The 23,615-nt window shown below is 56.1% G+C and carries 22 protein-coding genes and 1 tRNA gene; 11 read left to right on the top strand and 12 right to left on the bottom strand.

All coding sequences use genetic code 11. The annotated features are described in order from the left end of the window. Positions 1-61: 61 nt before the first annotated feature. From yihA to rpmH, 9 genes are all read right to left on the bottom strand, one after another. Positions 62-715, bottom strand: a complete 654-nt coding sequence (yihA, locus tag AC2FIZ_RS17315) for a ribosome biogenesis GTP-binding protein YihA/YsxC (RefSeq protein ID WP_281973747.1) — start codon at positions 713-715, stop codon at positions 62-64. Then, positions 712-1,449, bottom strand: coding sequence for an MOSC domain-containing protein (locus tag AC2FIZ_RS17310; protein ID WP_281973746.1), 738 nt, complete (start codon positions 1,447-1,449; stop codon positions 712-714). Before AC2FIZ_RS17310 ends, yihA begins: the two co-directional genes overlap by 4 nt. After that, positions 1,446-3,275, bottom strand: a complete 1,830-nt coding sequence (gene yidC / locus AC2FIZ_RS17305; RefSeq protein WP_281973745.1) for a membrane protein insertase YidC — start codon at positions 3,273-3,275, stop codon at positions 1,446-1,448. Before yidC ends, AC2FIZ_RS17310 begins: the two co-directional genes overlap by 4 nt. Positions 3,276-3,398: 123 nt before the next feature. Beyond that, positions 3,399-4,943, bottom strand: a complete 1,545-nt coding sequence (locus AC2FIZ_RS17300) for a putative bifunctional diguanylate cyclase/phosphodiesterase (RefSeq protein WP_281973744.1) — start codon at positions 4,941-4,943, stop codon at positions 3,399-3,401. Between the two features lie 73 nt (positions 4,944-5,016). Then, positions 5,017-5,910 (bottom strand): tRNA 2-thiocytidine(32) synthetase TtcA, encoded by an 894-nt coding sequence (gene ttcA / locus AC2FIZ_RS17295; protein WP_281995977.1) that lies wholly within the window; start codon positions 5,908-5,910, stop codon positions 5,017-5,019. 44 nt (positions 5,911-5,954) lie between these two features. After that, the gene (locus AC2FIZ_RS17290; RefSeq protein ID WP_281973742.1) at positions 5,955-7,562 is read right to left on the bottom strand and encodes an acyl-CoA dehydrogenase family protein; all 1,608 of its coding nucleotides are present in this window, start codon (positions 7,560-7,562) and stop codon (positions 5,955-5,957) included. Between the two features lie 66 nt (positions 7,563-7,628). Further along, positions 7,629-7,865, bottom strand: a complete 237-nt coding sequence (yidD, locus tag AC2FIZ_RS17285) for a membrane protein insertion efficiency factor YidD (RefSeq protein ID WP_281973741.1) — start codon at positions 7,863-7,865, stop codon at positions 7,629-7,631. After that, positions 7,862-8,287, bottom strand: a complete 426-nt coding sequence (gene rnpA, locus AC2FIZ_RS17280; RefSeq protein ID WP_271952015.1) for a ribonuclease P protein component — start codon at positions 8,285-8,287, stop codon at positions 7,862-7,864. The genes yidD and rnpA overlap by 4 nt, the downstream gene beginning before the upstream one ends. A gap of 25 nt (positions 8,288-8,312) precedes the next feature. After that, on the bottom strand, positions 8,313-8,447 hold the full coding sequence (gene rpmH / locus AC2FIZ_RS17275; RefSeq protein WP_005632162.1) for a 50S ribosomal protein L34: 135 nt from the start codon (positions 8,445-8,447) through the stop codon (positions 8,313-8,315). 296 nt (positions 8,448-8,743) lie between these two features. Between rpmH and AC2FIZ_RS17270 the strand changes: the two genes are divergently transcribed. From AC2FIZ_RS17270 to AC2FIZ_RS17255, 4 genes are all read left to right on the top strand, one after another. Then, on the top strand, positions 8,744-9,475 hold the full coding sequence (locus AC2FIZ_RS17270; protein ID WP_282022300.1) for a TVP38/TMEM64 family protein: 732 nt from the start codon (positions 8,744-8,746) through the stop codon (positions 9,473-9,475). A 2-nt stretch (positions 9,476-9,477) separates the two neighbouring features. Next, entirely contained in the window at positions 9,478-10,896 is a 1,419-nt protein-coding gene (locus tag AC2FIZ_RS17265) for a dihydrolipoyl dehydrogenase family protein (RefSeq protein WP_281973739.1), read from the top strand. Between the two features lie 18 nt (positions 10,897-10,914). After that, positions 10,915-12,297 carry an ATP-binding protein gene (locus AC2FIZ_RS17260; protein ID WP_281973738.1) on the top strand — a complete coding sequence of 461 codons (1,383 nt, stop codon included), beginning with the start codon at positions 10,915-10,917 and terminating at the stop codon, positions 12,295-12,297. Between the two features lie 64 nt (positions 12,298-12,361). Then, positions 12,362-12,438, top strand: a tRNA-Arg gene (locus AC2FIZ_RS17255). A gap of 765 nt (positions 12,439-13,203) precedes the next feature. On the opposite strand, the gene AC2FIZ_RS17250 is transcribed toward AC2FIZ_RS17255, so the two are convergent. Further along, on the bottom strand, positions 13,204-14,091 hold the full coding sequence (locus tag AC2FIZ_RS17250) for a LysR family transcriptional regulator (RefSeq protein ID WP_281973737.1): 888 nt from the start codon (positions 14,089-14,091) through the stop codon (positions 13,204-13,206). A 122-nt stretch (positions 14,092-14,213) separates the two neighbouring features. On the opposite strand from AC2FIZ_RS17250, the gene cuyA reads away from it, so the two are divergent. Both cuyA and cuyB read left to right on the top strand, forming a co-directional pair. After that, positions 14,214-15,227, top strand: a complete 1,014-nt coding sequence (gene cuyA / locus AC2FIZ_RS17245; protein ID WP_281973736.1) for a D-cysteate sulfo-lyase — start codon at positions 14,214-14,216, stop codon at positions 15,225-15,227. Positions 15,228-15,230: 3 nt separating this feature from the next. Further along, positions 15,231-15,932, top strand: coding sequence for a cysteate racemase (gene cuyB, locus AC2FIZ_RS17240; protein ID WP_281973735.1), 702 nt, complete (start codon positions 15,231-15,233; stop codon positions 15,930-15,932). A 61-nt stretch (positions 15,933-15,993) separates the two neighbouring features. Here the strand turns inward: cuyB and AC2FIZ_RS17235 are convergent, their stop codons facing one another. Next, positions 15,994-16,872, bottom strand: coding sequence for a LysR family transcriptional regulator (locus tag AC2FIZ_RS17235; protein ID WP_246097333.1), 879 nt, complete (start codon positions 16,870-16,872; stop codon positions 15,994-15,996). Between the two features lie 274 nt (positions 16,873-17,146). On the opposite strand from AC2FIZ_RS17235, the gene AC2FIZ_RS17230 reads away from it, so the two are divergent. The 5 genes from AC2FIZ_RS17230 to AC2FIZ_RS17210 all read left to right on the top strand — a co-directional run bounded on the left by AC2FIZ_RS17230 (position 17,147) and on the right by AC2FIZ_RS17210 (position 22,036). Further along, positions 17,147-18,112 (top strand): ABC transporter substrate-binding protein, encoded by a 966-nt coding sequence (locus AC2FIZ_RS17230; RefSeq protein WP_281973734.1) that lies wholly within the window; start codon positions 17,147-17,149, stop codon positions 18,110-18,112. 67 nt (positions 18,113-18,179) lie between these two features. Continuing rightward, positions 18,180-19,235 (top strand): quaternary amine ABC transporter ATP-binding protein, encoded by a 1,056-nt coding sequence (locus AC2FIZ_RS17225; protein ID WP_271952026.1) that lies wholly within the window; start codon positions 18,180-18,182, stop codon positions 19,233-19,235. Continuing rightward, positions 19,232-20,773, top strand: a complete 1,542-nt coding sequence (locus AC2FIZ_RS17220; protein WP_271952028.1) for an ABC transporter permease — start codon at positions 19,232-19,234, stop codon at positions 20,771-20,773. Before AC2FIZ_RS17225 ends, AC2FIZ_RS17220 begins: the two co-directional genes overlap by 4 nt. Continuing rightward, positions 20,770-21,489: an alpha/beta fold hydrolase gene (locus AC2FIZ_RS17215; RefSeq protein WP_496791406.1), complete on the top strand. Its 720-nt coding sequence runs from the start codon at positions 20,770-20,772 to the stop codon at positions 21,487-21,489. Before AC2FIZ_RS17220 ends, AC2FIZ_RS17215 begins: the two co-directional genes overlap by 4 nt. A 328-nt stretch (positions 21,490-21,817) precedes the next feature. Next, positions 21,818-22,036 (top strand): hypothetical protein, encoded by a 219-nt coding sequence (locus AC2FIZ_RS17210; RefSeq protein WP_496791405.1) that lies wholly within the window; start codon positions 21,818-21,820, stop codon positions 22,034-22,036. 218 nt (positions 22,037-22,254) lie between these two features. Here AC2FIZ_RS17210 and AC2FIZ_RS17205 read toward each other — a convergent pair whose 3' ends face one another. Further along, positions 22,255-23,559, bottom strand: coding sequence for a tetratricopeptide repeat protein (locus tag AC2FIZ_RS17205; protein ID WP_496791404.1), 1,305 nt, complete (start codon positions 23,557-23,559; stop codon positions 22,255-22,257). Positions 23,560-23,615: the final 56 nt, after the last annotated feature.

The raw sequence follows: 23,615 nt of genomic DNA, 5'->3' as shown, positions 1-23,615 counted from the left end.
GGCTAAAGGTCCCTCTGGCCCACCGTGTTAGGGCCTTTGAAAGGTGCTGCCAAGGGCCAAGCTATTCCAGATGCGTGATGATCGAGCGCAACGTTGGGATACCATCCCCTTTTTCGGACGACGTCAGCACGATTTCGGGGAAAGCGGCGGGGTGTTTTGACAGGGCCGAGCGGACCTGGTTCAGAACCTTTTCGCGTTCATTGGCCTTGACCTTGTCTGCCTTGGTCAGCACGCATTGAAAGGTTACGGCACTGGCGTCCAGCAGCTTCATGATCTCGGCATCAACAGGCTTTACCCCATGGCGCGCGTCAACCAGGACAAAGGCCCGGCGCAGGGTCTGTCGGCCACTGAGATATTGTTTCAGCAACCGCTGCCACTTTTCCACTACCTTAACCGGCGCATTGGCATAGCCATAGCCGGGAAGGTCGACCAGATACAGTTCTGGGCCCTGAGTGAAAAAGTTGATTTCCTGCGTGCGGCCCGGCGTGTTCGATGCACGCGCCAGCCCCTTGGTTCCGGTCAGCGCATTGATCAAACTGGACTTGCCAACATTGGAGCGGCCCGCAAAGCAGACCTCAAGGCGGTCAGGGTCGGGCAGCCCACTCATGGCGACGACACCTTTGACAAACTCGGACGGGCCAGCAAACAGCTTGCGCCCGCGCTCCAACGAGAATTCATCGGGATCTTGGGCCAGAGGGAAGGGTAGGGTGCTCATAACGGTATCACCTTGTCACCGACCGAGATTACCCCGCCGCGAACCACTTCGGTATAGATGCCGAAATCCTGATGGCCCCAGCTGTTCAGCGCGCCCAAAGTGTCGGCATCGCGGTCGCCGGTATCCGGGTTCGCAGTGGTCGCCAAACAGCGCACAATCCGCTCGCGGACGCGGAACACGGCCTCACCGATTTGCAACTCGCGGTCGAGCCAGTCGAATTCTTCCCATAGGGGCAGGCCATCGAACCAGATGTTACCGCGCCAGCGTTTGATTGACAGGTCTTGCCCCAGTTTTTGTTCAACCGCCCGGTGAGAGGCCATGTTGCACAGGCTGATTGACGGGAAATCGCTGTCTGTCATCCCACGCCCTGGTATCCGAACGATCCGGGCAGATGCCGCCCTGTCCGCGGGCATCAGCGGGCGCACCCAATCCAGAAACACGTCCTGTTCCCGATCTGGGTCAAAGGTTAGATCGGGGCGATTGGGATGGGTCAGGGTCAGCAGATCCGCGTTCAGCTTGGCGGAAATGGCCATCAGGTCTGGGGCTTTTGACCCACGGCTGAAATTGACGCAGGGTACCCATTTCGTGCCATCCGCCTTGGACGCTTCGTGCGCAACTGCCCAAACGCGATCCCCGGGCATTGTCTGCCCGGGGGTCACTGTCACGGTCTGCACGGCTTCGTGGCCGTGGCTTTTCATAGGATGCCGCCAAATATGGGTGACTTTAGCCGTCATTTGTCATCCGTCTTAGCGGCGCGCTTGAAGCCGGATTTGATGTTGCCAAATACATCCGGTTTATAACCCTGGCTGCGCATGATCAGATACTGTTGGGTAAAGGTGATCGTGTTGTTCGCGATCCAGTACACCACAAGGCCGCTGGCAAACCCACCGAGCATGAACATGAAGACCCAGGGCATCCAGGCAAAGATCATTGCCTGTGTCGCGTCTGTTGGTGCCGGATTCAGCTTTTGCTGCAGCCACATCGAAATCCCCAGCAACAGTGGCAGGATGCCGATGAAGATTAGCGCCATAAGGGTGTCAGGTTGCGGCCCGGCCCAAGGCAGCCAGCCGAAGAAGTTCATGATTGACGTTGGATCCGGTGCGCTGAGATCCTGAAACGGGCCAAACCACGGTGCTTGACGCAGTTCGATGGTGACAAAGATCACCTTATACAGCGAGAAGAAGATCGGGATCTGCATCAGGATCGGCAAACAGCCCGCGGCGGGGTTAACCTTTTCCTTCTTGTACAGTTCCATCATACCTTGCTGCATTTTCTGACGATCGTCACCAGCGGCCTCTTTCAGGGCCTCCATCTGCGGCTGCAGTTCCTTCATCTTCGCCATCGAGACATAGGACTTGAACGCCAGCGGGAACAAGATCGCCTTGATGATCAGGGTCAGGCCGATGATCGACCAGCCCATGTTGCCGATCTGGGCGTTAATGTTGTGCAGCAGCCAGAAGATCGGCTTGGTCAGGAAATAGAACCAGCCCCAGTCGATGCTGTCGATGAACTTTTGAACGCCTTCAGCCTGATATTCACGAATGGTTTCCCATTCCTTGGCACCGGCAAACAGCTGGGTTGTGACCTCTTCAGTAGCCCCAGGTGCGATAAGCAATGTCGGCAGTACAGTTTCCGTCTGATAGATCTTGCGACGGGCATCGTATTTGGCTGCTGCCTTGAAGGTCGTGCCCTCAGCCGGGATCAGGGTGGTCATCCAATAGTGATCAGTAAAGCCGACCCAGCCACCGTCTTTGACCTGAAAGACCTCGGCTTGCGCCCGTTCGTTCGGATCAATGTCAAAGTCGCGCACATCGCCGTAGTCGATTTCATCCAGAACACCGTCGGCCATGACCATCACGCCTTCATGCAGGATGAAGAAATTCTTAAGTCCGGGCAGGTCGCCATCTTCGCCGATGCCATGGCGGGCGAGGATGCCATATGGCGCCATGCCGACCTCGGCTTGTGTGTTGTTTTCCACCGCTTGTGTGACTTCGAACATATAGTTCTCGTCTACCGAGATGGTACGGCGGAAGGTCAGGCCATTGCCATTCTCCCACTTCAACGTAACTGGAGCGTTCACCCCAAGTGTTTCACCATTTTCGACCATCCAGACCGTGTTCGGCCCGGGTACGTCCGTGCCGGTGACACCAGCGCCAGGTGCCCATCCGTAGAGCGCATAATATGCAGATTCAGATCCGACCGGAGAGAACAGTTCGACAATCGGTGCGTTGTCCTGAATCGAGACTTTATAATCCTTCAGGTACAATTCATCGATGCGGCCACCGGACAACGACAGGCTGCCCTCAAGGCGGGGCGTGTCGATCTTGATCCGCGCGGCCTCGGACCCGGGCAGCGTTTCTTCTGCGCTCGCCGTGGCTTCGCCTACGGTACCCGCGCTAGAGGCGCTGGGGGTCTGAACCTCATCGCTTTCGATGGCGCTGATTTCAGCCTGATCTGTAATGGTGGTTTGCTCGGGCGGTGGAAACAGCACGAACCAAACCAGGATCACGACAAAGCTGAGCGCGGTTGCGAGGATGAGATTCTTGTTCTGATCGTCCATCTGGGACAGCCACCTTAAGCAGTGAAACACACCCGGTGGGTTCAACAGAGTGCAGCCCCAAAGGTCAAGCGGATTCGCCCGCCTTATGGTTCCAGATTGGGCTTTTGTGGTGAAAACCTGCGATCAAGAACCCGCTTGCCGTCCAATCTTGGGAATGCCTTTGACTTTGTTCTGATGGGCCGAGATCCAATCCATGGTCTTTTCGAACGGCATGGGCTTGCCAATGCCAAAGCCTTGAACGTGGTCACAACCTAGCTGTGCCATCAACGCGTGCTCACCGGTGGTTTCAACACCCTCGGCGAGTGTTTCCACATTCAACCTTTCGGCCATAGTGAGAATTGCACTGACCAATTGTTGTTGCGATGCATCACTGTCCGCCTTGGCCACAAAAGTTCGGTCTATCTTGATCCGCGTCACATCAAACCGTTTGATCGAGGCGATCGAGGCATGTCCAGTGCCGAAATCATCCAGATCAATACAACAGCCAAGTGCTGCAAGGCTGGTCACGTTGCGGGTAATCACATCGTCCGGACGTCGCGAAAACACGGTTTCCAGAATTTCGACAGCCAGTCGGTCGGGCGTCAGGTCGTTTTGGTCCAGTTCCCATTTCAATCGGTCCAGCAGAGCGGGGTCTCGTAGCTCGTCCGAAGAAAAGTTGATTCCGATTCGTGGGACGTGAATCCCGTTCCGGTCCCAGCAGCACATCGCGGAAAATGCATGATGCCGCATCGTTTGGCCAAGCCTCTCCATAAGCTCGGCCTGTTCGGCAAAAGGCAGAAATATCTGTGGGTTCAATATGCCTTTTTCCGGGTGCTCCCAGCGGGCCAGGGCTTCAAACCCCGTAACCCGCCCTGTATCTGTGGAAACCTGAGGCTGAAACCAGGGGCGGATTTGTCCGTTGTCCAGCGCAGCCTCAAACTCTTTGCGAAGGTTGGCCCTGATATTGGATCTACGGCGGGTTTCGTTTGAAAAGGCGCGGATCGTTGAGGGCCCATTACGCTGAGCTTCGCATAGCGCAGCAGATGCGGCATCAATCCAATTTTCAAACCGGGATCCGCGAACTGCGGATTGCAGGCAAAAACCGATTGAACACGAGACATAGGCAGTGGTGCCGTTTAGGGTGATCGGCTCTTCAACGGCGGATTGGATGCGGCCCGACATCTGAATGCAGGCTTCGAGATCGAGATGCTGTGACGGGCGCAGGCCGATGGCTATTCTGCACTCGTCTAATCGTGTCGCAATATCGCCGGTTCGAATGACCGAGAAGATGCGGTCACAAAATTGGCTGGACAGATGAGTCGCAGCCGCATTTCCGTGCAGGTCAACAAATTCTGTGAACCCGTCTAAGGCTATGATCATACAAGCCGATCCCATGTTATTGTGATCGGTACGGTCAAAGAAATTTTCAAGTTCGGCGGCAAACTTATCCGTTGGCGCGAGTCTTCCGTGATGGTGCAGTGGAGAGATGCGTGCAGTTAGTGTGCGTCTGACTGAGGCGAAGGCGACGATCAGCAACGGAAGGCTTAGTGCCACAACGACAAGCGCACGTTCTCCACCGATCCAGAAAGCCGCAAGCGAAATGGCGGGAGCAAAGGCCAGCACCGGCGGGCCACTCAGATACGTGGTGAGAGTATCGAGAAATTGATCAACGGAAACAGATTTCCTCATCGGTTCGTCTTCGCCTTTACCCTGAGCATCTTGCGCTCAGGTCAAACCGTAGAAAATCAGTCTGAGTCACTCGTTAACGCAGCTGTGGAATATCATCCGTTTTTTCAGTTTTTTCGCTCGAATTGATGGAAAGATTAACAAAATCAAACAATTTCGGGTCCAAAAGGTGCGAAGGGCGCGCATTGGTTAAGGCGCGGAACATCACTTGCCGCCGTCCGGGGCTGTTTTTTTCCCACTGATCGAGAATCTGTTTGACCTGCTGGCGTTGTAACCCGTCCTGGCTGCCGCACAGGTCACAAGGAATGATCGGGTAGTTCATCGCATTGGCGAATTTCTCGCAATCCGCCTCGGCGACATGGGCAAGGGGGCGAAAGACGAACAGGTCGCCTTCTTCGTTCACCAGCTTTGGCGGCATCGTTGCTAGACGGCCGCCGTGGAACAGGTTCATGAAAAACGTCTCAAGGATGTCGTCACGGTGATGACCCAGCACCACGGCCGTGCAGCCCTCTTCCCGCGCGATGCGGTACAGGTTGCCACGGCGCAGGCGCGAACATAGCGCGCAAAAGGTGCGGCCTTGGGGAACCTTGTCCATGACGACTGAGTAAGTGTCCTGATATTCGATGCGGTGCGGTACACCCATGCGTTCCAGAAACTCGGGTAGGACGGTAGCAGGAAAACCCGGCTGGCCCTGATCCAGATTGCAAGCCAGCAGATCGACCGGTAGTAGGCCGCGCCATTTCAGCTCGTACAGAACCGCTAGCAAGGTATAGCTGTCCTTACCGCCTGACAGGCAGACCAACCAACGGGGTGGCTTGCCGTCTTTCTCATGCGCGGACGGGTCCACCATGCCATATTGTTCGATGGCTTCGCGGGTGTGGCGCACGATGCGTTTGCGCAGCTTCTTGAACTCGGTGGTCGAAGGCGCGCCGGCAAACAGCGGATGGATATCGTCAGCTTCGTCAAACATGCGCTGCCCCTACAGCAGATGGCGTATCCGGGCAAGTGTGCGGGTCAGCCCAACCGCGCAAGCAGGGCACCAGTATCCAGCCCGGACACCGAACCGGGGATGCGGCCATTGTTACCTGTCAGCCGAGACGCCACAAATCCATCAGCGACCGGCCCGGGCGCTTGGCGTATCAGTTGAGAGGCCGTCAGCAGTTGTGCGGTGCGCTCCGCAAACCAGCGCGCCTCGGCTTCGGGTGGGATATTGGTCCAGCGGGCGCGGTGGTCCCTCAGCGCCGCATCATAGTGGCGGTTCACTCCGGTTGCCGCCTCAAGCTCAGCCTGCAGGACCTGGGCGGCCAAGGGGTCGCGGGTCAGGGTGCGCAGGATATCCAGACAGATCACATTGCCCGAACCTTCCCAGATGCCGTTCAAAGGGGCTTCACGGTAGAGCAGGGGCAGGGGGGTGTCCTCGACATAGCCAATGCCGCCCAACACCTCCATGGCTTCGACCACGACGACTGGACAGCGTTTGTTGTTGAGGAACTTGGCGAGTGCAACAGCGATGCGGGCAAAGGCTTTATCCTCGGGTGTATGACCGTCATAAGCCTGCGCCACACGCATTCCCAGTGTCAGCGCCCCCTCCCAGTCCAGCACGAGATCGGCCAGAACGATGCGCATCAGGGGTTGGTCAATCAACCGGCGCTGAAAGGCGCTGCGATGGCTGACCCAGTGATGCGCTTCGCTGAGGGCCGCCCGCATCAAACCTGCCGGGGCCATCGCAGTGTCGAGCCGTGTGTGATGCACCATCTCCAGGATTGTGCGCACACCCGCGCCCTCATCTCCAAGCTGATAGGCCAGCGCATCATGGTATTCAATCTCGGCCGAGGCGTTGGACCGATTGCCCAGCTTGTTCTTCAGCCGCATCAGGTGGATTGCGTTGCGTTCGTCGTCCAGCCAGCGGGGCACAAGGAAACAGGTCAGACCGCCGGGGGTCTGGGCAAGTGTCAGGAAACCGTCGGACATCGGGGCCGAGCAGAACCATTTATGCCCGCGCAACCGCCAGTGATCTCCGTCGCGTGTGGCCGTCGTGGTATTGGCGCGAATGTCCGAGCCGCCCTGTTTCTCAGTCATCGCCATGCCTAGCGTGGCGCTTTTTTTGGAGGCGATAGGAGCGATAGAGGAATCGTGGTTCCATTCCGTCAATCGGGGAACCCAGATCGAGGCAATCTCTTCATTCGCCGCAAGTGCTGGAACGGCTGCGTAAGTCATGGTCAGCGGGCAGCAATGTCCGGGTTCGACCTGACTGGCAAGGTAGACCATGGCGGCGTGGGTGGCGTGACCATTCGGTAGGTCAGACCAGGCAACGGCTGCGTATCCGGATGATTGACTGAGTTGCATCAGGTGATGGTATGAATGAGTGAAACGCACTTCATCCAGGCGGCGTCCACCTTGGTCAAACAGAACAAGTTCTGGGGAGTGGAAATTGGCCTCGCGCGCCATGTCTCTCACTGCAGCACGCCCAAGGTCTGCACCATAGTTGCGAAGAATAGAGCTTCGCGCGCCTGCCACATTTTGCAGTACTGGGTCAGAGGCCCAAAGGTCTAAATCTCCGCGCACAGGCGGCTGGTTCAGAACGTCATGCGTGGGTAGGGAATGGCGCGCGTCAGATGTCATCTGGCCCTCGAATTGAACAGCACAACTGTTCAGCGAAGGTGCGCTCCGGTCAAGTCCGACGACGGGTCAGGAGGGATCTTCACGGTCCGGAACCGGATCATACCCGTCACCACCCAAAGGGTGGCAGCGCCCAATCCGTCGTGCGGCCAGCCATGTGCCTTTGATGGCACCGTGTTTTTCCAGTGCCTCCAACGCATAGGCCGAGCATGTAGGCTGATAGCGGCAGTTGAACCCGACCCAAGGGCTGAACAGCAACCGGTACGCCCGAATGGGTAAGGCAAGGATATGCGAGAGCAATGTCATTTCCGCGCAGCATGGACTTTACGCAGAGCATAGCGCAAATCATCCAGCAGCGCTGCATAGGGGCGTCCGGCTGTGACATCGGCGCGACCGATTAGCACGTAATCCCAGCCGTCCTGCCCCTTCTCAGGCAGTACCGCGCGCGCAGCTTCGCGCAGGCGTCGCTTGGCCCGGTTGCGAGCCACGGCATTGCCGACCTTTTTGGAACAGGTGAAACCGACGCGAATCCCGTCCGCCTCGCCCTCGGCGCGTTTGCGCGCCTGCACCATCATTGATGATGTGCCCTGCCGACGCGCACGCGCGGCGTTCAGGAAATCGGATCGTTTCCTGAGGATGATCAATGTTTTGGATGCGCAAACGGACGCCGCCGGGGGCGTATCCCCAGGTTGGTTCTTACCATCCTCAGGGGCCTCCGGCGGCGTCACGTTCATAACCTGATCGGTGAGCGGTTTATGCGCTCAGCGACTTGCGGCCACGTGCGCGGCGCGAGTTCAGGATCTTGCGGCCGGCCTTGGTGGCCATGCGCGCGCGGAAACCGTGGCGGCGTTTGCGAACCAGGTTCGAAGGCTGATAGGTGCGTTTCATCGCTCCGTCTCCAATCTATTCGGTCGGGTGCAGCGCGGATTCGCCTGCCCGTGGTGTTCGAAGCCCGTCCTCTACTGCCAAGCGGGGGGTAAGTCAAACCCCTTGGTGGGGGTTTTGCAGCCTTTTGCAACAATTCTATAATCCCGCGCGGTAAAAGATTTCAAAAATACGGATTTTAGGCACAAAACACTCACATTCACTGTCGAAAAGATCAAGGCAGCGTGAGGCCCCTGTTGCCCGGGCGCGTGACGTCGCATGTTGAGGCCAGAATGAGACGCACAAAACCGGACACCATTATGAGCGATACAACTCAGGCCCCGCGTAGCGGGCTTGCGCGACATATTCCTTTGCTGGTGATTCTTACCGTAGCCGCTGTGGGTTACTTTACACTGGGTGAATACCTGACTTTTGAAACCCTGCGCGACAACCGAGAGGCCCTTTTGGGTTGGCGTGATGCCAATTACTGGGCAATGGCAGGTGCGTTCATCGCGATCTACATTGCCATCGTTGCGTTCTCGCTGCCTGGCGCAGCGGTGGCCTCGATGACCGGAGGGTTCCTGTTTGGCCTTTTCGCAGGCACGGTCTTCAACATTTTTGCAGCAACCATCGGCGCCTCGGTGATCTTTCTGGCGGCGCGCTGGGGGTTGGGGGCGTCCTTGACGGCGCGTCTTGAGGCCTCGGAAGGCACGATCAAAAAGCTGAAGGATGGCCTGCGCGAGAATGAGATCTCGGTCCTGTTCCTGCTGCGCCTTGTCCCGGTGGTTCCGTTTTTTGTGGCCAATCTGGTGCCGGCGCTGGTGGGGGTGAAGTTCCGCAACTTTTTGTTCACCACGGCGCTGGGCATCATTCCCGGCGGTATCGTCTATACTTGGATTGGCGTCGGGCTGGGCGGAGTGTTCGACCGGGGTGAGACGCCGGACGTCTCACTGCTGTGGGAGCCCTTCGTTATCGGCCCGATTGTTGGCTTGTGCGTGCTGGCGGCTCTGCCCATTCTGATCAAAACGCTGCGCGGCCAAAAGGACAGCTGATCATGCAAGAACTGAAATCCGATATCCTGGTGATCGGGGCCGGGTCAGGTGGGCTGTCGGTCGCCGCGGGGGCGAGCCAGATGGGTGCGGATGTGATCCTGCTGGAAGGTCACAAGATGGGCGGGGATTGTCTGAATTTCGGCTGCGTCCCGTCCAAGGCCCTGATTGCCAGCGGCAAGGCCGCCTATGGGCAGGCGCATGCCTCGGCGCTGGGTGTGGCGGATGTGGTGCCACAGGTGGATTACGCCGCCGCCAAAGATCACGTGCATGATGTGATTGCGCAGATCGAGCCGATGGACAGCCAAGAGCGGTTCGAAAGCTTTGGTGTCAAGGTGATCCGGGAATATGGCAGCTTTGTCTCTCCGACACAGGTTCAGGCGGGGGATCATCTGATCACCGCGAGGCGGGTTGTGATTGCAACAGGCTCTTCACCACTGATTCCGTCGATCCCCGGTTTGGACAAGGTGCCGTATTATACCAACGAGACTATCTTTGATCTGCGCGACAAGCCCGATCATCTGCTGATCATCGGCGGTGGCCCCATCGGGATGGAGATGGCGCAGGCGCATATTCGGCTCGGTTGCAAGGTCACAGTCATCGAAGGGCAAAAGGCGCTGGGAAAGGATGACCCCGAGGCGGCAGAGGTCGTGCTGGACAGTTTGCGCGCCGAGGGCGTTGCGATCCATGAACAGGCGATGGTGGCACAGATTCGCGGCTCCGATGGCGCGGTTGAAGTGGTGACCGAGAACGGCGAGATCTTCTCGGGCACGCATCTGCTGCTGGCTGCGGGGCGAAAGGCCAATACCGACCGCCTCAACCTTGCCGCTGCCGGGATCGAGCCCATCCGAACCGGCATCAAGGTCGACGACACCCTGCGCACCACGAACCGCAGGGTCTATGCGATCGGAGATGTCGCGGGTGGGCTGCAATTCACTCATGTGGCGGGCTATCACGCGGGGATTATCATTCGTTCGGCGCTGTTTGGGCTTCCCTCCAAGGCGAAAACCGCACATATCCCCTGGGCGACCTACACCGACCCCGAGCTGGCGCAGGTTGGCCTGACCGAGGTGCAGGCGCGCGCCGAGCATGGCGATAAGATGGAAATTGCGCGGTTTGACTATCACCACAACGACCGCTCCATTTCCGAGCGTAAAACGAATGGTTTCATCAAGGTCATGGTCGTCAAAGGCCGTCCGGTGGGGGCCACAATCGTTGGTCATCAGGCGGGCGAACTGATCAACTTGTGGTCGCTGGCCTTGGCCAATAATCTGAAGATGGGGCAGGTCGCCGCGATGGTTTCGCCCTATCCGACGATTGGAGAGCTTAACAAACGGGTGGCGGGCGCTTATTTCTCTCCAAGGCTGTTTGAGAATCAAACGGTTAAACGCGTAGTCAGGTTCGTCCAGCGCTGGATGCCCTGACCTGGAAGGGAGAGCAATGTGAACTCGCTGTCAGGCCGATTTCTGATCCTGACGACGGTCTTCGTGATGTTGGCCGAGGTTCTGATTTTTGTCCCTTCGATTGCGCGATTCCGCGAAGATTTCCTGCTGAACCGGCTGGAGCGCGCTCAGATCGCATCGCTCGCTTTGTTGGCCGATGATATGCTGGCCGAGGACCTTGAGGCTGAACTGCTGGCCAATGCGGGCGTCTATAACGTGGTTCTACGGCGAGACGAGATGCGCCAGTTGATGCTGTCCTCTCCTATTCCAGGGCAGATCAGCAAGACCTATGACCTGCGTGACGCGCGACCATGGGTTTTGATCCGGGATGCTGTCGTGCGGTTGTTCACGCCGGAAAATGAAGTCATCCGTGTAATTGGCGAGCCTGTGAAAGGCGCAGGTCTGCTGATTGAGGTGACGACTGACAGCATGCCTTTGCGTATGGCGATGACGGATTATGGGTTACGCATTCTGGGCCTGTCATTTGTGATTTCGATCATCACGGCTTTTTTCCTGTTTCTTGCGGTTCGGGTGGTTCTGGTAAAGCCCATCAAAAGCGTTGTCGGATATATGCAGCGCTATGCCAGCGCCCCCGAAGATGCCCGTGGAATCATCTCACCGGATTCCAAAGTGACCGAGCTGCGCGAGGCCCAAGAGGCGCTGAAACAGTTGCAAACCGAACTGACCCAGGCCCTGAAACAGCGCGAGCGTCTGGCGCAGCTGGGCGGGGCTGTGGCTAAGGTGAGCCACGATCTGCGCAACATCCTGACCTCGGCCCAGCTGTTTACCGACCGGATCGAATCCAGCGAAGACCCGTTGGTGCGTCGCATGGCCCCTAAGCTGGTGAACTCGATCACCCGAGCGGTAACCCTGTGCGAAAGCACATTGGCATTTGGCCGCGCTGAAGAACCTGCACCGTCGCTTACACTGGTTCCGCTCCGCATTGTGGCCGAGGATGTGGTTGCGAGCGAGAAACTTGCCGTTGCCGATGCCTGTGTCGAGATCATCAATGATGTGCCGGAAGAGTTGGTCGTAAGAGCTGATCCTGAACAGATTTTCCGTGTCATGATGAACCTCGTTCGAAATGCCCGTCAGGCGCTGGTTGCATCAGGAAAGCCCGGTCGGATCACCTTGTCCGGGCAAGAGCAGGACGCCAACTGGTGTATTCAGATCAGCGACACAGGGCCGGGCCTGCCGGCCAAAGCGCGTGAAAATCTGTTCACACCCTTTCAGGGTGGCGTCCGCAAAGGCGGGTCGGGTCTGGGCTTGGCGATCTCACAGGAACTGTTGCGGGGCCATGGGGGTGACCTTGTTCTGACCGAGACAGGGTCAACAGGTACCACCTTTGAAATTCGCCTCCCGCGGGGCGATGGGGCTTTTTGAATTATTTTTACAGAATCGACTTGCACGTCCCGAATGCCGGGTCTACATAGCGCCTCACCAACGCGGACCGATAGCTCAGCTGGATAGAGTACTTGACTACGAATCAAGGGGTCGGGGGTTCGAATCCTCCTCGGTCCGCCACTGGTTTCCTGTTGAACGTCACACGAACCTGACCCAACCGTCATAGTTGGACCAGAAAAGCAGTGAACGTTCGACATCAGAAGGCGCCCCCAACGTTGGACATCGGTTGAATTTGACCTTTGCGTCATCAAATAGCACGCCGCCCCCATTTCATACTCCCGCAGACAGTTTGGTTTGATCTGATCCCCCCTCTTGGAAAATCAGAGCTGATTTGTAGGTCTGACAGCGAAGCTGCCTGTTCCTGCTAATCTGCCACGTGGCGAACGCGGGAGGGTGCGAGGCAATGCTATTCGACGGGGGTGGCGCGGCCCGCAGGCACAGCCGAGGACACGGTTTTGTCTAATAGGGTTGCCCGAGGGGGAAGGCAGCGTCTTTCCCCTGATGGCCAGGGGCGTTTGGCTAGTCCAAATCCCGCTGGCCCCAAAACAAGTGCGACGGTGTGGGCTGCGCCGTAACTCTTTGCGCCAGAACACGTTGTTTTTCGAAAAAATGGGCGGAATGCGGAAGTTCGCCGCGTATTCGAATTTCAAAAACCACAACGGTCAAAGTGGCCACTCGCTTGTATCGCTTCTTTGGCAGCTGGGCATGTTCGAGAGACGACTGCTGCCAAGATCAGGTGCTTAGGATGTAGCAGTTTTTGCGATAACGAAGCGTTTTGCGTGTGGGCTTCGTTTTTTTCGGTCTGGCGAAGGGTGTGTAAGGGAAAATCCAGCCCTTCTGATTAGGGGCGGCTTGCCATTTGGGATAGAGAGTGCAGCGGGAAAACTAGAAACTTAAAATGTCTTCAAGTTGTTTCCATATTTGCTCTGCGTGATCTGGCTGAGATTCTGCCAGGCGGACTACCCTGATTGCCAGAAGCTGTGTGGGCAGCACGTCGTCAATACACACAAGCGCGCCCTCAGAAAGGTGGGTCGCCACTAGAGAGCGGGGCAACCACGCGATGCCGATTTCATTCAAGGCGTATTGTAGTATGGCCAACGTAAGTGCGGTTTCAGCTCTGGGTACTGCGGTTTTACCTTCAGGTAATCGCGGCGCAATCATTCTGGAATAGACCTGCCCGAGAAAGACTTCGGGCGGGTAGCTGATTGTAGGAATTACGTCTTCCGTCACTTGCGTGCGCACAGTAGGCGCACAGACTGGAATCAAAGTATCCATCCCGAGTGTTTTGGTTTCAAACGCGTTAGCGGGTTCTTGAATACTGTCATCAGGCACCGCGTACATGATGGCAAAATCGACCTCCTTCGAAATCAGATGCAGTAGGCACTCGTCTTGATTTCCTGACCGCACGCGAACCGAGGTTTCGCCATCTTCAGTCAAAACACGCACAATTTCGGGGGAAACCGTCGTTGTGAGGGCGTGTTGGCAAACAAAAGACAGCGACTTGCCGGCCTGATCACTCGCGGTTTTTAGGCTGTGCCGAAGCCCATGCAGCCGGGTGCTGAGTTCACGTAATTCAAATTCCAGTTCCCGCACGCCTGGCATCAAAGAGACTGGCTTGCGGCGGCGATCAAACAGCGTTGCGCCGATGTTGTCTTCGATAAGCCGCACCCGCCGAGTAAACGCAGATTGCGTCAGCAATCGCTTTTCAGCGGCGCGGGCGAGAGAGCCGCTATCAAGCACCGCCAATATATCATCGATCCACTCAAGACGCATGGCGGATCGATAGTGCAGTTCGTGACAACATGCAATTCCTGCAATTTATGTACCGAAGTTCGAATTAGGAATGCGCCTCAGCGCGTAGTAAGTTGAAAAAAGCAAATATTAGGAACCATGACATGCACCTTGCCCGTTTTCCCCGCCTGCATCTTGCCCATCTTCCAACACCGCTTGAACCCATGACTCGATTGTCAAAAGAGCTGGGGGTCGAAATATGGATCAAACGCGATGATTGCACCGGTATGTCGACCGGCGGCAACAAGACCCGCAAGCTTGAATTTCTAATGGCTGAGGCCGAGGCGCAGGGTGCCGACATGGTGATGACCCAAGGGGCCACGCAAACCAACCACGGTCGGCAGACGGCTGCATTTGCCGCCAAGCTGGGGCTTGCCTGTCACATCCTTTTGGAGGATCGCACCGGTTACCAAAATGGAAACTACAATAAGAACGGTAACGTCCTGCTAGACCATTTGCATGGCGCAACCACCGAGAAGTTTCCCGGCGGCCATGACATGCCGGGTGAGATGGAAAAAGCAGCCGAAAAGAAGCGCGCGGAAGGGCACAATGTCTATGTCATCCCTGGCGGCGGATCGAACCCGACCGGCGCACTTGGCTATGTTAACGCGGCCTTTGAACTGTTGGCACAAGCAAATAACAGTGGTTTGCAAATTGACAGATTGGTGCATGCAACCGGTTCTTCAGGAACGCAGGCCGGGTTGGTGACTGGCATGTGTGCCATGAATGCGCAGGTGCCCGTGCTGGGCATCGGCACAAGGGCGCCTCAGCCCAAGCAAGAACAGATGGTATATGACCTGGCCTGTAAAACAGCCGAGAAACTGGGCTGTGCTGGTGTAGTCAAGCGCGAAGACGTGAAGGCCAATACTGACTATGTCGGCGAGGGCTATGGCCTGCCGACCAAAAGCGGCATTGAGGCGATCCGGATGTTTGCAGAGCTCGAAGGTATCCTTCTCGACCCGTGCTATTCGGCCAAGGGCGCAGCCGGTCTGATTGATCTTGCGCGCAAGGGTGAGTTCAACGGCGAACGGATTGTTTTCCTGCACACCGGGGGGGCGGCAGCTCTTGGCGGATATGATTTTGCCTTTGATCATCAAAACCGCTGGGTGACTGTCTAGGCTATGACACTGCGCCCGGTTGGAATTCTTGGCGGTATGGGCCCCGAAGCGACGATCCTCCTCCAGCGCAAGCTGGTGGCGGCAGTACCCGCAACTGATGACCAAGACCACATACCTTTGTTGATCGACATGAACCCGCAGGTGCCGTCGCGGGTTCGTCATCTGCTCGACGGCGTCGGCGAGGATCCGGGGTCGACGCTTGCCGCTATGGCGCGTCGGCTAGAAGATGCTGGAGCCTTAGCGCTGGCGATGCCGTGCAACACCGCCCATCACTATGCCAAGGCGATTACGGACTCCGTGGAAATACCCTTGCTGAACGTGGTCGAACTGACGGCTGATCATGCGGCTGGGAGGCTCGGATCAGGGGGATGTGTCGGGATGCTTGCCTCGCCTGCCGTACGACATACGCAGCTATTCGAGACAGCGTTGCACAGGCGCGGGCTGTCGGTGGTTTGGTCCGCAGGTGATGAAAAGATGCTTGCAGCGATCCGGAAAATTAAGACGGACGGTCCGTGCGAAGAGGCGCGCGAAACACTAAGAGTTGCCTCGAAAGAACTTGTTGCCGCAGGGGCCGACCTGCAGCTTGTGGCTTGCTCAGAATTCTCGCTCATCGCTGATAGTGTTGCGGCCGAGGTCAATGCCATTGATACGATTGACCTGCTTGTCCAGGCGATTGTCGAATTTTCCCACGCAGGGCAAGTTTAGGCGATTGAATAAGTGCGCCACAGCGTTCGGAGGCAATCTGCAAGTCAACAGATACCTTTGTTCATAATTGGTCCCAAAGCTGTTGCGCTGTCTGATCAAAGGTCGCCGGATTGGCAAATGCGGAAATCGTCAAGGTGGCACACCACGCGTCATCGCCGATTGGCACCAGCAATCCTGCGTCCAGCTCTGGCGAAATTGCAGTTTCGGGCATCCAGGCAAAGCCGCTTCCGGTAATCAGGCGTCTCTTGATTGTCTCAACCAGACTATCAACATAAATCGTCTCGGCGTTCAGGGGTTTGCGGTCTATGGTATTTTCTACAACCATGCCTAAAAACGAAGAACGATCATATGCCAGATAGGGGATGGGTGGGCCATCCTGCTCTGCGAGACTCCAACCCATGGCACGCGCTGAATCAGCTGTAGCCACTGGCACCAGACGATCCTTTAACAGGTCTTTTCGCTCAAATGCGGTTTCATCAATCATCGGTGAAACCGAGTGGTGATTGTAACACAAGAGAATGTCCACTGCGCCCTCGACCAACAGGTCACAGCAGGTGCTTAGGGAATCGGACAATACTCGAGTGCGCAGATCGGGAATTTGCATCTGCAACTCTTCGATGCGACTTGCCAAAAAATTAACCGCGATCGTGTGGAGGACCGAGAACCGGATGAAACGGCTATCCCCACGATCGGCATCCCGCAGCGATTGACGGGATTCTGACAGTTGTGAGATCGCCGCTAAAGCGACCGGCAAGAATTGTTGACCTGCTTCTGTCAATTGAACAGGATAGGTGGCGCGATTGACCAGAGGCAGCCCGACCCAGCTCTCCAACGCTTTGATTCTACGACTGAATGCGGATTGTGTGATGTTGCGTTCATCGGAGGCTCGGGTGAAGTTCAGTGTCCGGGCGAGGCATTCAAAGTCGCGCAGCCAGTTCAAATCCAATGTGTGTACCTGCATTTCCAAGGAAGCATTGGTCGAGCATACTCAAAACTATGCATTGCGGGAATAGTTTGATGAAATGTTCGAATTGGCCCTCAGAAAACCTCATGCTCTAGACTTTAAGCTAGGGCCTGGCGGTTTGTCCCCCTTTTCCCCTTCCGTCCGAAGTCGCAGCCTGAGACGACTTTGTACGACACCGCCGAGCGATGGGAATGAGATTGACTAAAAAAACGACGCCAAAATACGGCGCAATTCAACAGAGGAGACTATCATGAGAAACAAGCTAAAGGCATTTGGTATGGCAGCGGCGGTAGGTATCTATGCGATGCCCGTATTCGCGGCGGAAGAGGTTAAAATCGGTGTGCCGTCTTGGACCGGGGCGCAGGCAATCGCTCATCTTCTGGGTGCCGTTGTTGAAACGCGCATCGGCGGGACAGTTGAATATGTGCCCGGTAACAATGCAACCATCTTTCAAGCCATGGATCAGGGCAAAGGTGACATCGACGTGCATCCAGATGTGTGGCTGCCCAATCAGGAGAGCTTTACCAAGAAGTATGTCGACGAGGCCGGTACGGTAACATTGTCCTCGAACCCCTACGAAGGCAATCAGGGTTTTTGCGTCAGCAAGGACTTTGGTGAGGCCAACAATATCACCGACATAGCTGATCTGGGCCGCCCTGATGTCGCCGCCCTGATGGACAGCGATGGCAACGGCAAGGGTGAGATGTGGATTGGCGCCCCCGGCTGGGCTTCGGCCAATGTGAACGAGGTGAAAACGCGCGACTACGGTCTGCTTGATTTCATCGAGCCCGTGCGTGCAGAAGAAAGCGTGAAGACCGCGCGTATCAAAGACAGCATCGCCAAAGGCGAGGGCTATGCCTTCTATTGCTACAAGCCACACGCGGTCTGGTACATGTTCGACGTTCAAATGTTGAGCGAGCCGACGTTCGACCCGGCAAAATACGTGATGGTGCAGCCATCGGACGATCCGGATTGGTATAGCAAATCCAGTGTTGCCACCAAAGACGCCCTGAAGAACGTCCAGATCGCATGGTCCAATACGTTGCCAGACCGCTCACCTGCGATTGCTGATTTCTTCGCGAATTTCGCATTGACTGCGGATGATGTCAGCGGTTTCGCCTTTGAGATCAGCGGCAAAGGTCGCGATCCGGCAGAGGTTGCCCGCGAATGGGTCGAAGCGAACCCGGATCGCGTCGACGCTTGGCTGGGCCTCTGATCCCACTTCCAGAAACAGGGTGGCGGCATCTGTTGGCGCCACCCAAAAGCAGATCTCTGGAGGACCTATGAGCGACGACACCGTTATCGAAATTTCGAATGTCTGGAAAATTTTCGGAGGCAGACCCGAGGTGGCGCTGCAGGCGATCCGCGACCGTGGGTTGGACAAGTCCCAAGTGCTGGCCGAATACAACTGTGTTGTCGGCGTCGCTGATGTCAGCCTGTCGGTAAACCGGGGTGAGATTTTTTGCATCATGGGTCTGTCAGGCAGCGGTAAATCCACCCTGGTTCGCCATTTCAACCGACTGCTGGAGCCGACAGCTGGTAAGATCGAAATCGAAGGCACTGATGTCATGGCCTTGGGGCCAAAAGAGCTTCAGCAGTTTCGCAACAACAAAATCGGTATGGTGTTTCAGAACTTTGCGCTGATGCCGCATCGGTCGGTGTTGGATAACGTGGCAATGCCACTGGAAATCCGACAGGTCAGCAAGAATGAACGCATGCGTCAGGCTGCTGCTATTCTCGATATTGTCGAACTGGGAGCCTGGGGGTCAAAGTTCGCACACGAGCTGTCCGGTGGCATGCAACAACGTGTGGGCCTGGCCCGCGCCTTGGCCGCCAACCCCGACGTGCTTTTGATGGATGAACCGTTTTCGGCCCTTGATCCGCTGATCCGGCGACAATTACAGGATGAATTCATCCGGCTGAGCAAGATTCTCAAGAAGACTACGATCTTCATTACCCATGACCTTGATGAAGCCGTCCGCATCGGCAATCGGATCGCCATCATGCGGGACGGCAAGGTGGTGCAGATCGGGACAGCCGAAGACATTGTCATGAACCCCGCTGATGACTATGTGGCTGATTTCGTTGCAGGTATTTCACGCCTCAAAGTGGTGCGCGCCCATGCGGTCATGCGGCCAATTCCAGAACATATTGCGGCCCATGGGCCGCTATCGGCGGATGCCCCGCGCGTGAATGAAGACGAAAATCTGAGCACGCTGATCAATCTGGCGATCGACAACAGTAGCGCAATCCTTGTGGAGGACGGCGGCGTGGATGTTGGCGTCATAACCCGTGCCGATCTGTTGCGCACCGTGATCGAAGGGACCGAAGTGTCATGAGCATTTCTGATGTGAACCCGCTGGAAGATACCGAAAGCGAAGCGGCCCTTGCCTATGCCGAAGAGCGGCGTGAAAGCATTCGCACATTTGTGCGCACCAGCCCTGACTACTATATCCGTAATTTCGACAAGATTGGTGCATCGTCCCGCTTTACACCAACTTTCAATCTGATGGCCGGATTGTTTGGTCCGGTCTGGTTCGGTGCGCGAGGTCTGTGGTCATGGGCGTTACCATTTCTGATCCTCGAAACTATAGCCTTTGTGCAGATTGCGCGAGGGTTGTTCGGCGATCTGGCAGCCGAGGCAATGGAGCGTATTGCATCGATTGAAGGGACGCTTGAACTGCGCCGTCAGCAATTGGCGGCGGCTATCGAAAACAATTCGGACAAGATCGATGTCTATCAGCGAACGGTGGACTCGCTTGAAGAAAACATAGGGGGTATCCGTGCCGAGGCCGAGGCGATGGCAGCTGAAGGTCCTTACATCATTCTAACCGGCCTGATCATACTGATCATCATCAAATTCATACAGTCGCAGGTGGCGAACTGGGCGCTTGAGGCGCGTTTCTCGGAGTGGCTATCGGATCGTTCGATCCGTTCGGCCATGCCGGTGTCGCAGATCGTGTTCAGCGCAATCTTCATGGCGTTAATCGTCGCCGCGGCAATGTTGCATTACAGCTTCCCAGGGCGCTTTTCACTGCTTAGCCATTTTCCGACAGACCCAAACATCCGCCTGACCAGTATCACTTGGGTAGAAGATTTCATCGCCTGGTGCGTACGCAACAGCGAGACCTTCTTTGATGGGCTGACATTCGGCATCCGCACTCTGTTGGATGCGCTAGAGGTCATACTGGTTCAGACGCCATGGATCGTGATTGCGAGCTTGATTATTCTGCTGACCTGGCTGACAGCGGGCATCAGCACGGCGATCTATTCGGGCGCATTTCTGGCCTATATGGGCCTGCTGGGTTTCTGGGAAGGTGCCATGACGACGCTGGCCTTGTTGGGGACAGCGGCGTGTCTGTCGATTGTTATAGGAATTCCGCTCGGCATGTTTGCTGCCCGTCGCCCACGGTTCTATGCGTTTATCCAGCCGATCATGGATTTCATGCAAACCATGCCAGCCTTCGTGTTCATGGTGCCTGTGATTGCGTTCTTCGGCGTTGGAAAGCCAGCGGCGGTTGTGGTCACGATGATTTTTGGCGGCACACCGGTGGTACGATTGACCGTTCTTGGTCTGCGTGGTGTACCAGAAAGCGTGCGCGAAGCAGCTATTAGTTTCGGTGCCAATAAGTGGTACTTGCTCACTAAGGTAGACCTTCCATTAGCAAGCCCATCGATCCGCGCGGGGATCAACCAGACGATTATGTTGTCGCTGGCGATGGTCGTCGTGGCCTCGCTGATTGGCGCCAAGGGGCTGGGTGAGGACGTGCTGGAAGCATTGCAATATGCCAATGTGGGCCAAGGCATCCTCGCCGGGTTTGCGATCCTTTTCTGCGCCATGATCCTTGATCGCATTGTACAGGGTGGGCGCAAATGACACCTGTCGTATTCGTCCATGGATTTTTGGGCGGCAGTCGACAATGGTTAGGGCAAGTCGAAGCCCTGGCCGGTTTCAACGTCGTAGCCTTGGACTTACCGGGATTTGGTGAGAATGCGCATCTCGAGGCCCCTACCAGTATTGCTGGATTTGCCGAGTGGGCGCTGTGCGAATTAACCGGGCTGGGAATTGAGCGATTTATCCTGATCGGCCATTCAATGGGCGGGATGATCGTCCAAGAAATGGTTACCCGCGCACCCGAACGTATCGACCGGTTGGTGCTTTACGGCACCGGAACGATTGGCATTTTACCCGGCCGGTTTGAGACGATCGACACTTCAAAGCGCCGGGCCAATACAGAAGGACCAAGAGCCACGGCCAGACGTATTGCGGCAACCTGGTTTCTTGATCGGGGAAAAGCTGCGGCCTATGAGGACTGTGCTATGATTGCAGAACAATGCAGCCTGCAAACCATGCTAATTGGGCTCGACGCAATGGAAAGTTGGAGCGGCGCCAAACATTTGGCGGATATCATGACCCGTACGTTGGTGATTTGGGGTGACCGGGATCGGACCTATCCATGGAGCCAAACCGAACAATTGTGGCAATCAATTCCCGACGCCAACCTCGCCGTGATACCTGGATGTGCTCACGCGACGCATTTAGAGAAGCCGGGGCTCTTTAATTCGATACTGCGAGATTTTTGTACCGCCTGACAGCTTGTCTGCAGCCAAAATGTTAGAACGACCGCTGTCGTGACCAATTCCGGTCTTTCCCGGATAGTGTAGATATTGCTGCGAATGGGTATGCACGGGCAGCAAACGCCGGTTTGCAACGCTGTATTTCAGTAATCCGTTCGGTTGTAGAATGTCTCTTATGGGCCGTTCTGCCACGATGCTAGTTCTGCGAAACTGGCAGATGCCGCGCCGCATCTGAGGTCGGCTCTGAGCCCAAAGTCACGAATGCTGAGCTTTGCGCATCGGACAGCTCCCATGTCTACGACCCCGGAACTCACCGCCTATATTGCGGCAGGCAGGCGGGCAGTTGAGCGGCATCTGCGGAAATATAGATGGCGACAGCGCACCAGTGACCGTTGATTGCGAAGCTTGCCGCATCAGCAACACGTCCGTTCTGATTCAAGACAGTTGTCCACGCTTCGTACAGACCACAGCAACGCAAACTTTCGAATTTATCGCCAAGCGCGTTGCCGAGCGCAATGATCTCGATCCCGCGCGTTTGACCCGCGACCTGCCTCACGCCTGATTTCATTACCTTCTATTGAAATCAAAGATGCCCGTATCCCGCTGGATGCGGCGCGATTGTGCTTGGAGGCCACTAGATGACTATTACCGATACACCTGCGCTGTCCGAGGGCGGCGCAAACAAACTCTACTTCGCGGCATGGCGCTGGCATTTTTACGCTGGTCTTTATGTCATTCCAATCTAAGCAAATTGATTGTGACACATCCTACTGCGTAGAATCAGGGCCTGACGGTTCCTGACCAACCCGCAGCCTTCATTGCACTGATCAGCTCTTGAACTGGCTGCGGGTCTACAAACACTCGAGCCTTCAGTGCTTCGAGAGGGAAGCTTGGCCAAGTGTCCGAAAATACTTTTGCAAGCCGCTGTGCCTCTGCTTGTTCTCCGTTCCTCCAGTGGGCTGCCATAAGGTAAGCTGCGGAAATTGGTCCGAACGGCCCACCACGCGATATTGTTTCATCAAACGTCCTGATTGCGGCAGCATAGTCTCCCGTATGGAACTGAGCCGCACCCAATGCATTGTCAAATACAAGTCCCCCTCCTTGTGAGGCCAGGACTCTATATCGCGCTGATTGAGACAAAACTCGTTCAAAATCAGATGTATAAAGGGAAATCAAGGCATCGAATTCAGCAACATGTGAATCATCGGGTGCCAAACCTACGGCCCGTTGGGATAATCGAACTGCGCTATCGTAATTGCCCACCCCAAATTCAAACCAGGCTCGCGCTGAAAGCGGCCATGCTGCATCCGGAGCCAATTCCAAAGCATAAGCACTATTCTTGTCGGCCGCGTGCAAAAACTCATCAGAACCGGGATCGCCAGATTTCATGATGGCGAACATGGTTTCGACCTGAGAAGCGCCAGCATACCCCCCGTAATAAAACGGATCTCGTTCAGTTGCTGTTTGAAATATCAACAACGCTGGTTGAAGGCCTGCCAAATCTGTAACCGGAAAAATCAGATCCCGGCCAGCGTTGCTTAGGTTCATTGCTTCGACGCGGGCGGGCGACACGTCGTAGATCGCAGCTTTGCCAGTTATTGGAGCAACAGATTGCGAACCGCGGCCGATCAGAACACCAACTAGAATACCGGCTACTAGAAGTGAAAGCGAGATAACGACTGCGTAAGCCTGCCGCCTTCCGCGTAATGGTTGGCTGCGTCGATTGGAGCCTGGCAAAAACTCGGGTGCGTAACTTCCGACAGGCAATGAGATTACCAATTCGTCAGCAATCCCCTTACTTTCATAATAAGCTTGGAGTTTTCGCCGAACACGTCCCGCATCCACACGTACGACGCCTTCGCGTTTCAATAGCTCATCCGCGTCGTATCCATAAACATCCATCGCAATGGTTTTGGCGCGTATCTGTTCGGAACGACCCTCGAGCGATTCCATCACAACATAAGACAGAAAAGACCGCATGCGGGCGGACCCTTTGAATTCATCTGACTTCTGAACCCTATCCAACGCATCGCGCACCTGCTCGGCCGAGAACTGTTGAATGTCATTCTGTTCCTGATCGTCCATGCTGGCGGTCAAAGAACTATCCTTTCGCAATAAGGGTTTGGCGCCATGGTGCTACG

This window comes from Ruegeria sp. CDSB022 (assembly GCF_059611145.1).
The sequence above is the reverse complement of the archived record's forward strand: the minus strand, read 5'-3'. Positions and strand labels throughout refer to the sequence as shown.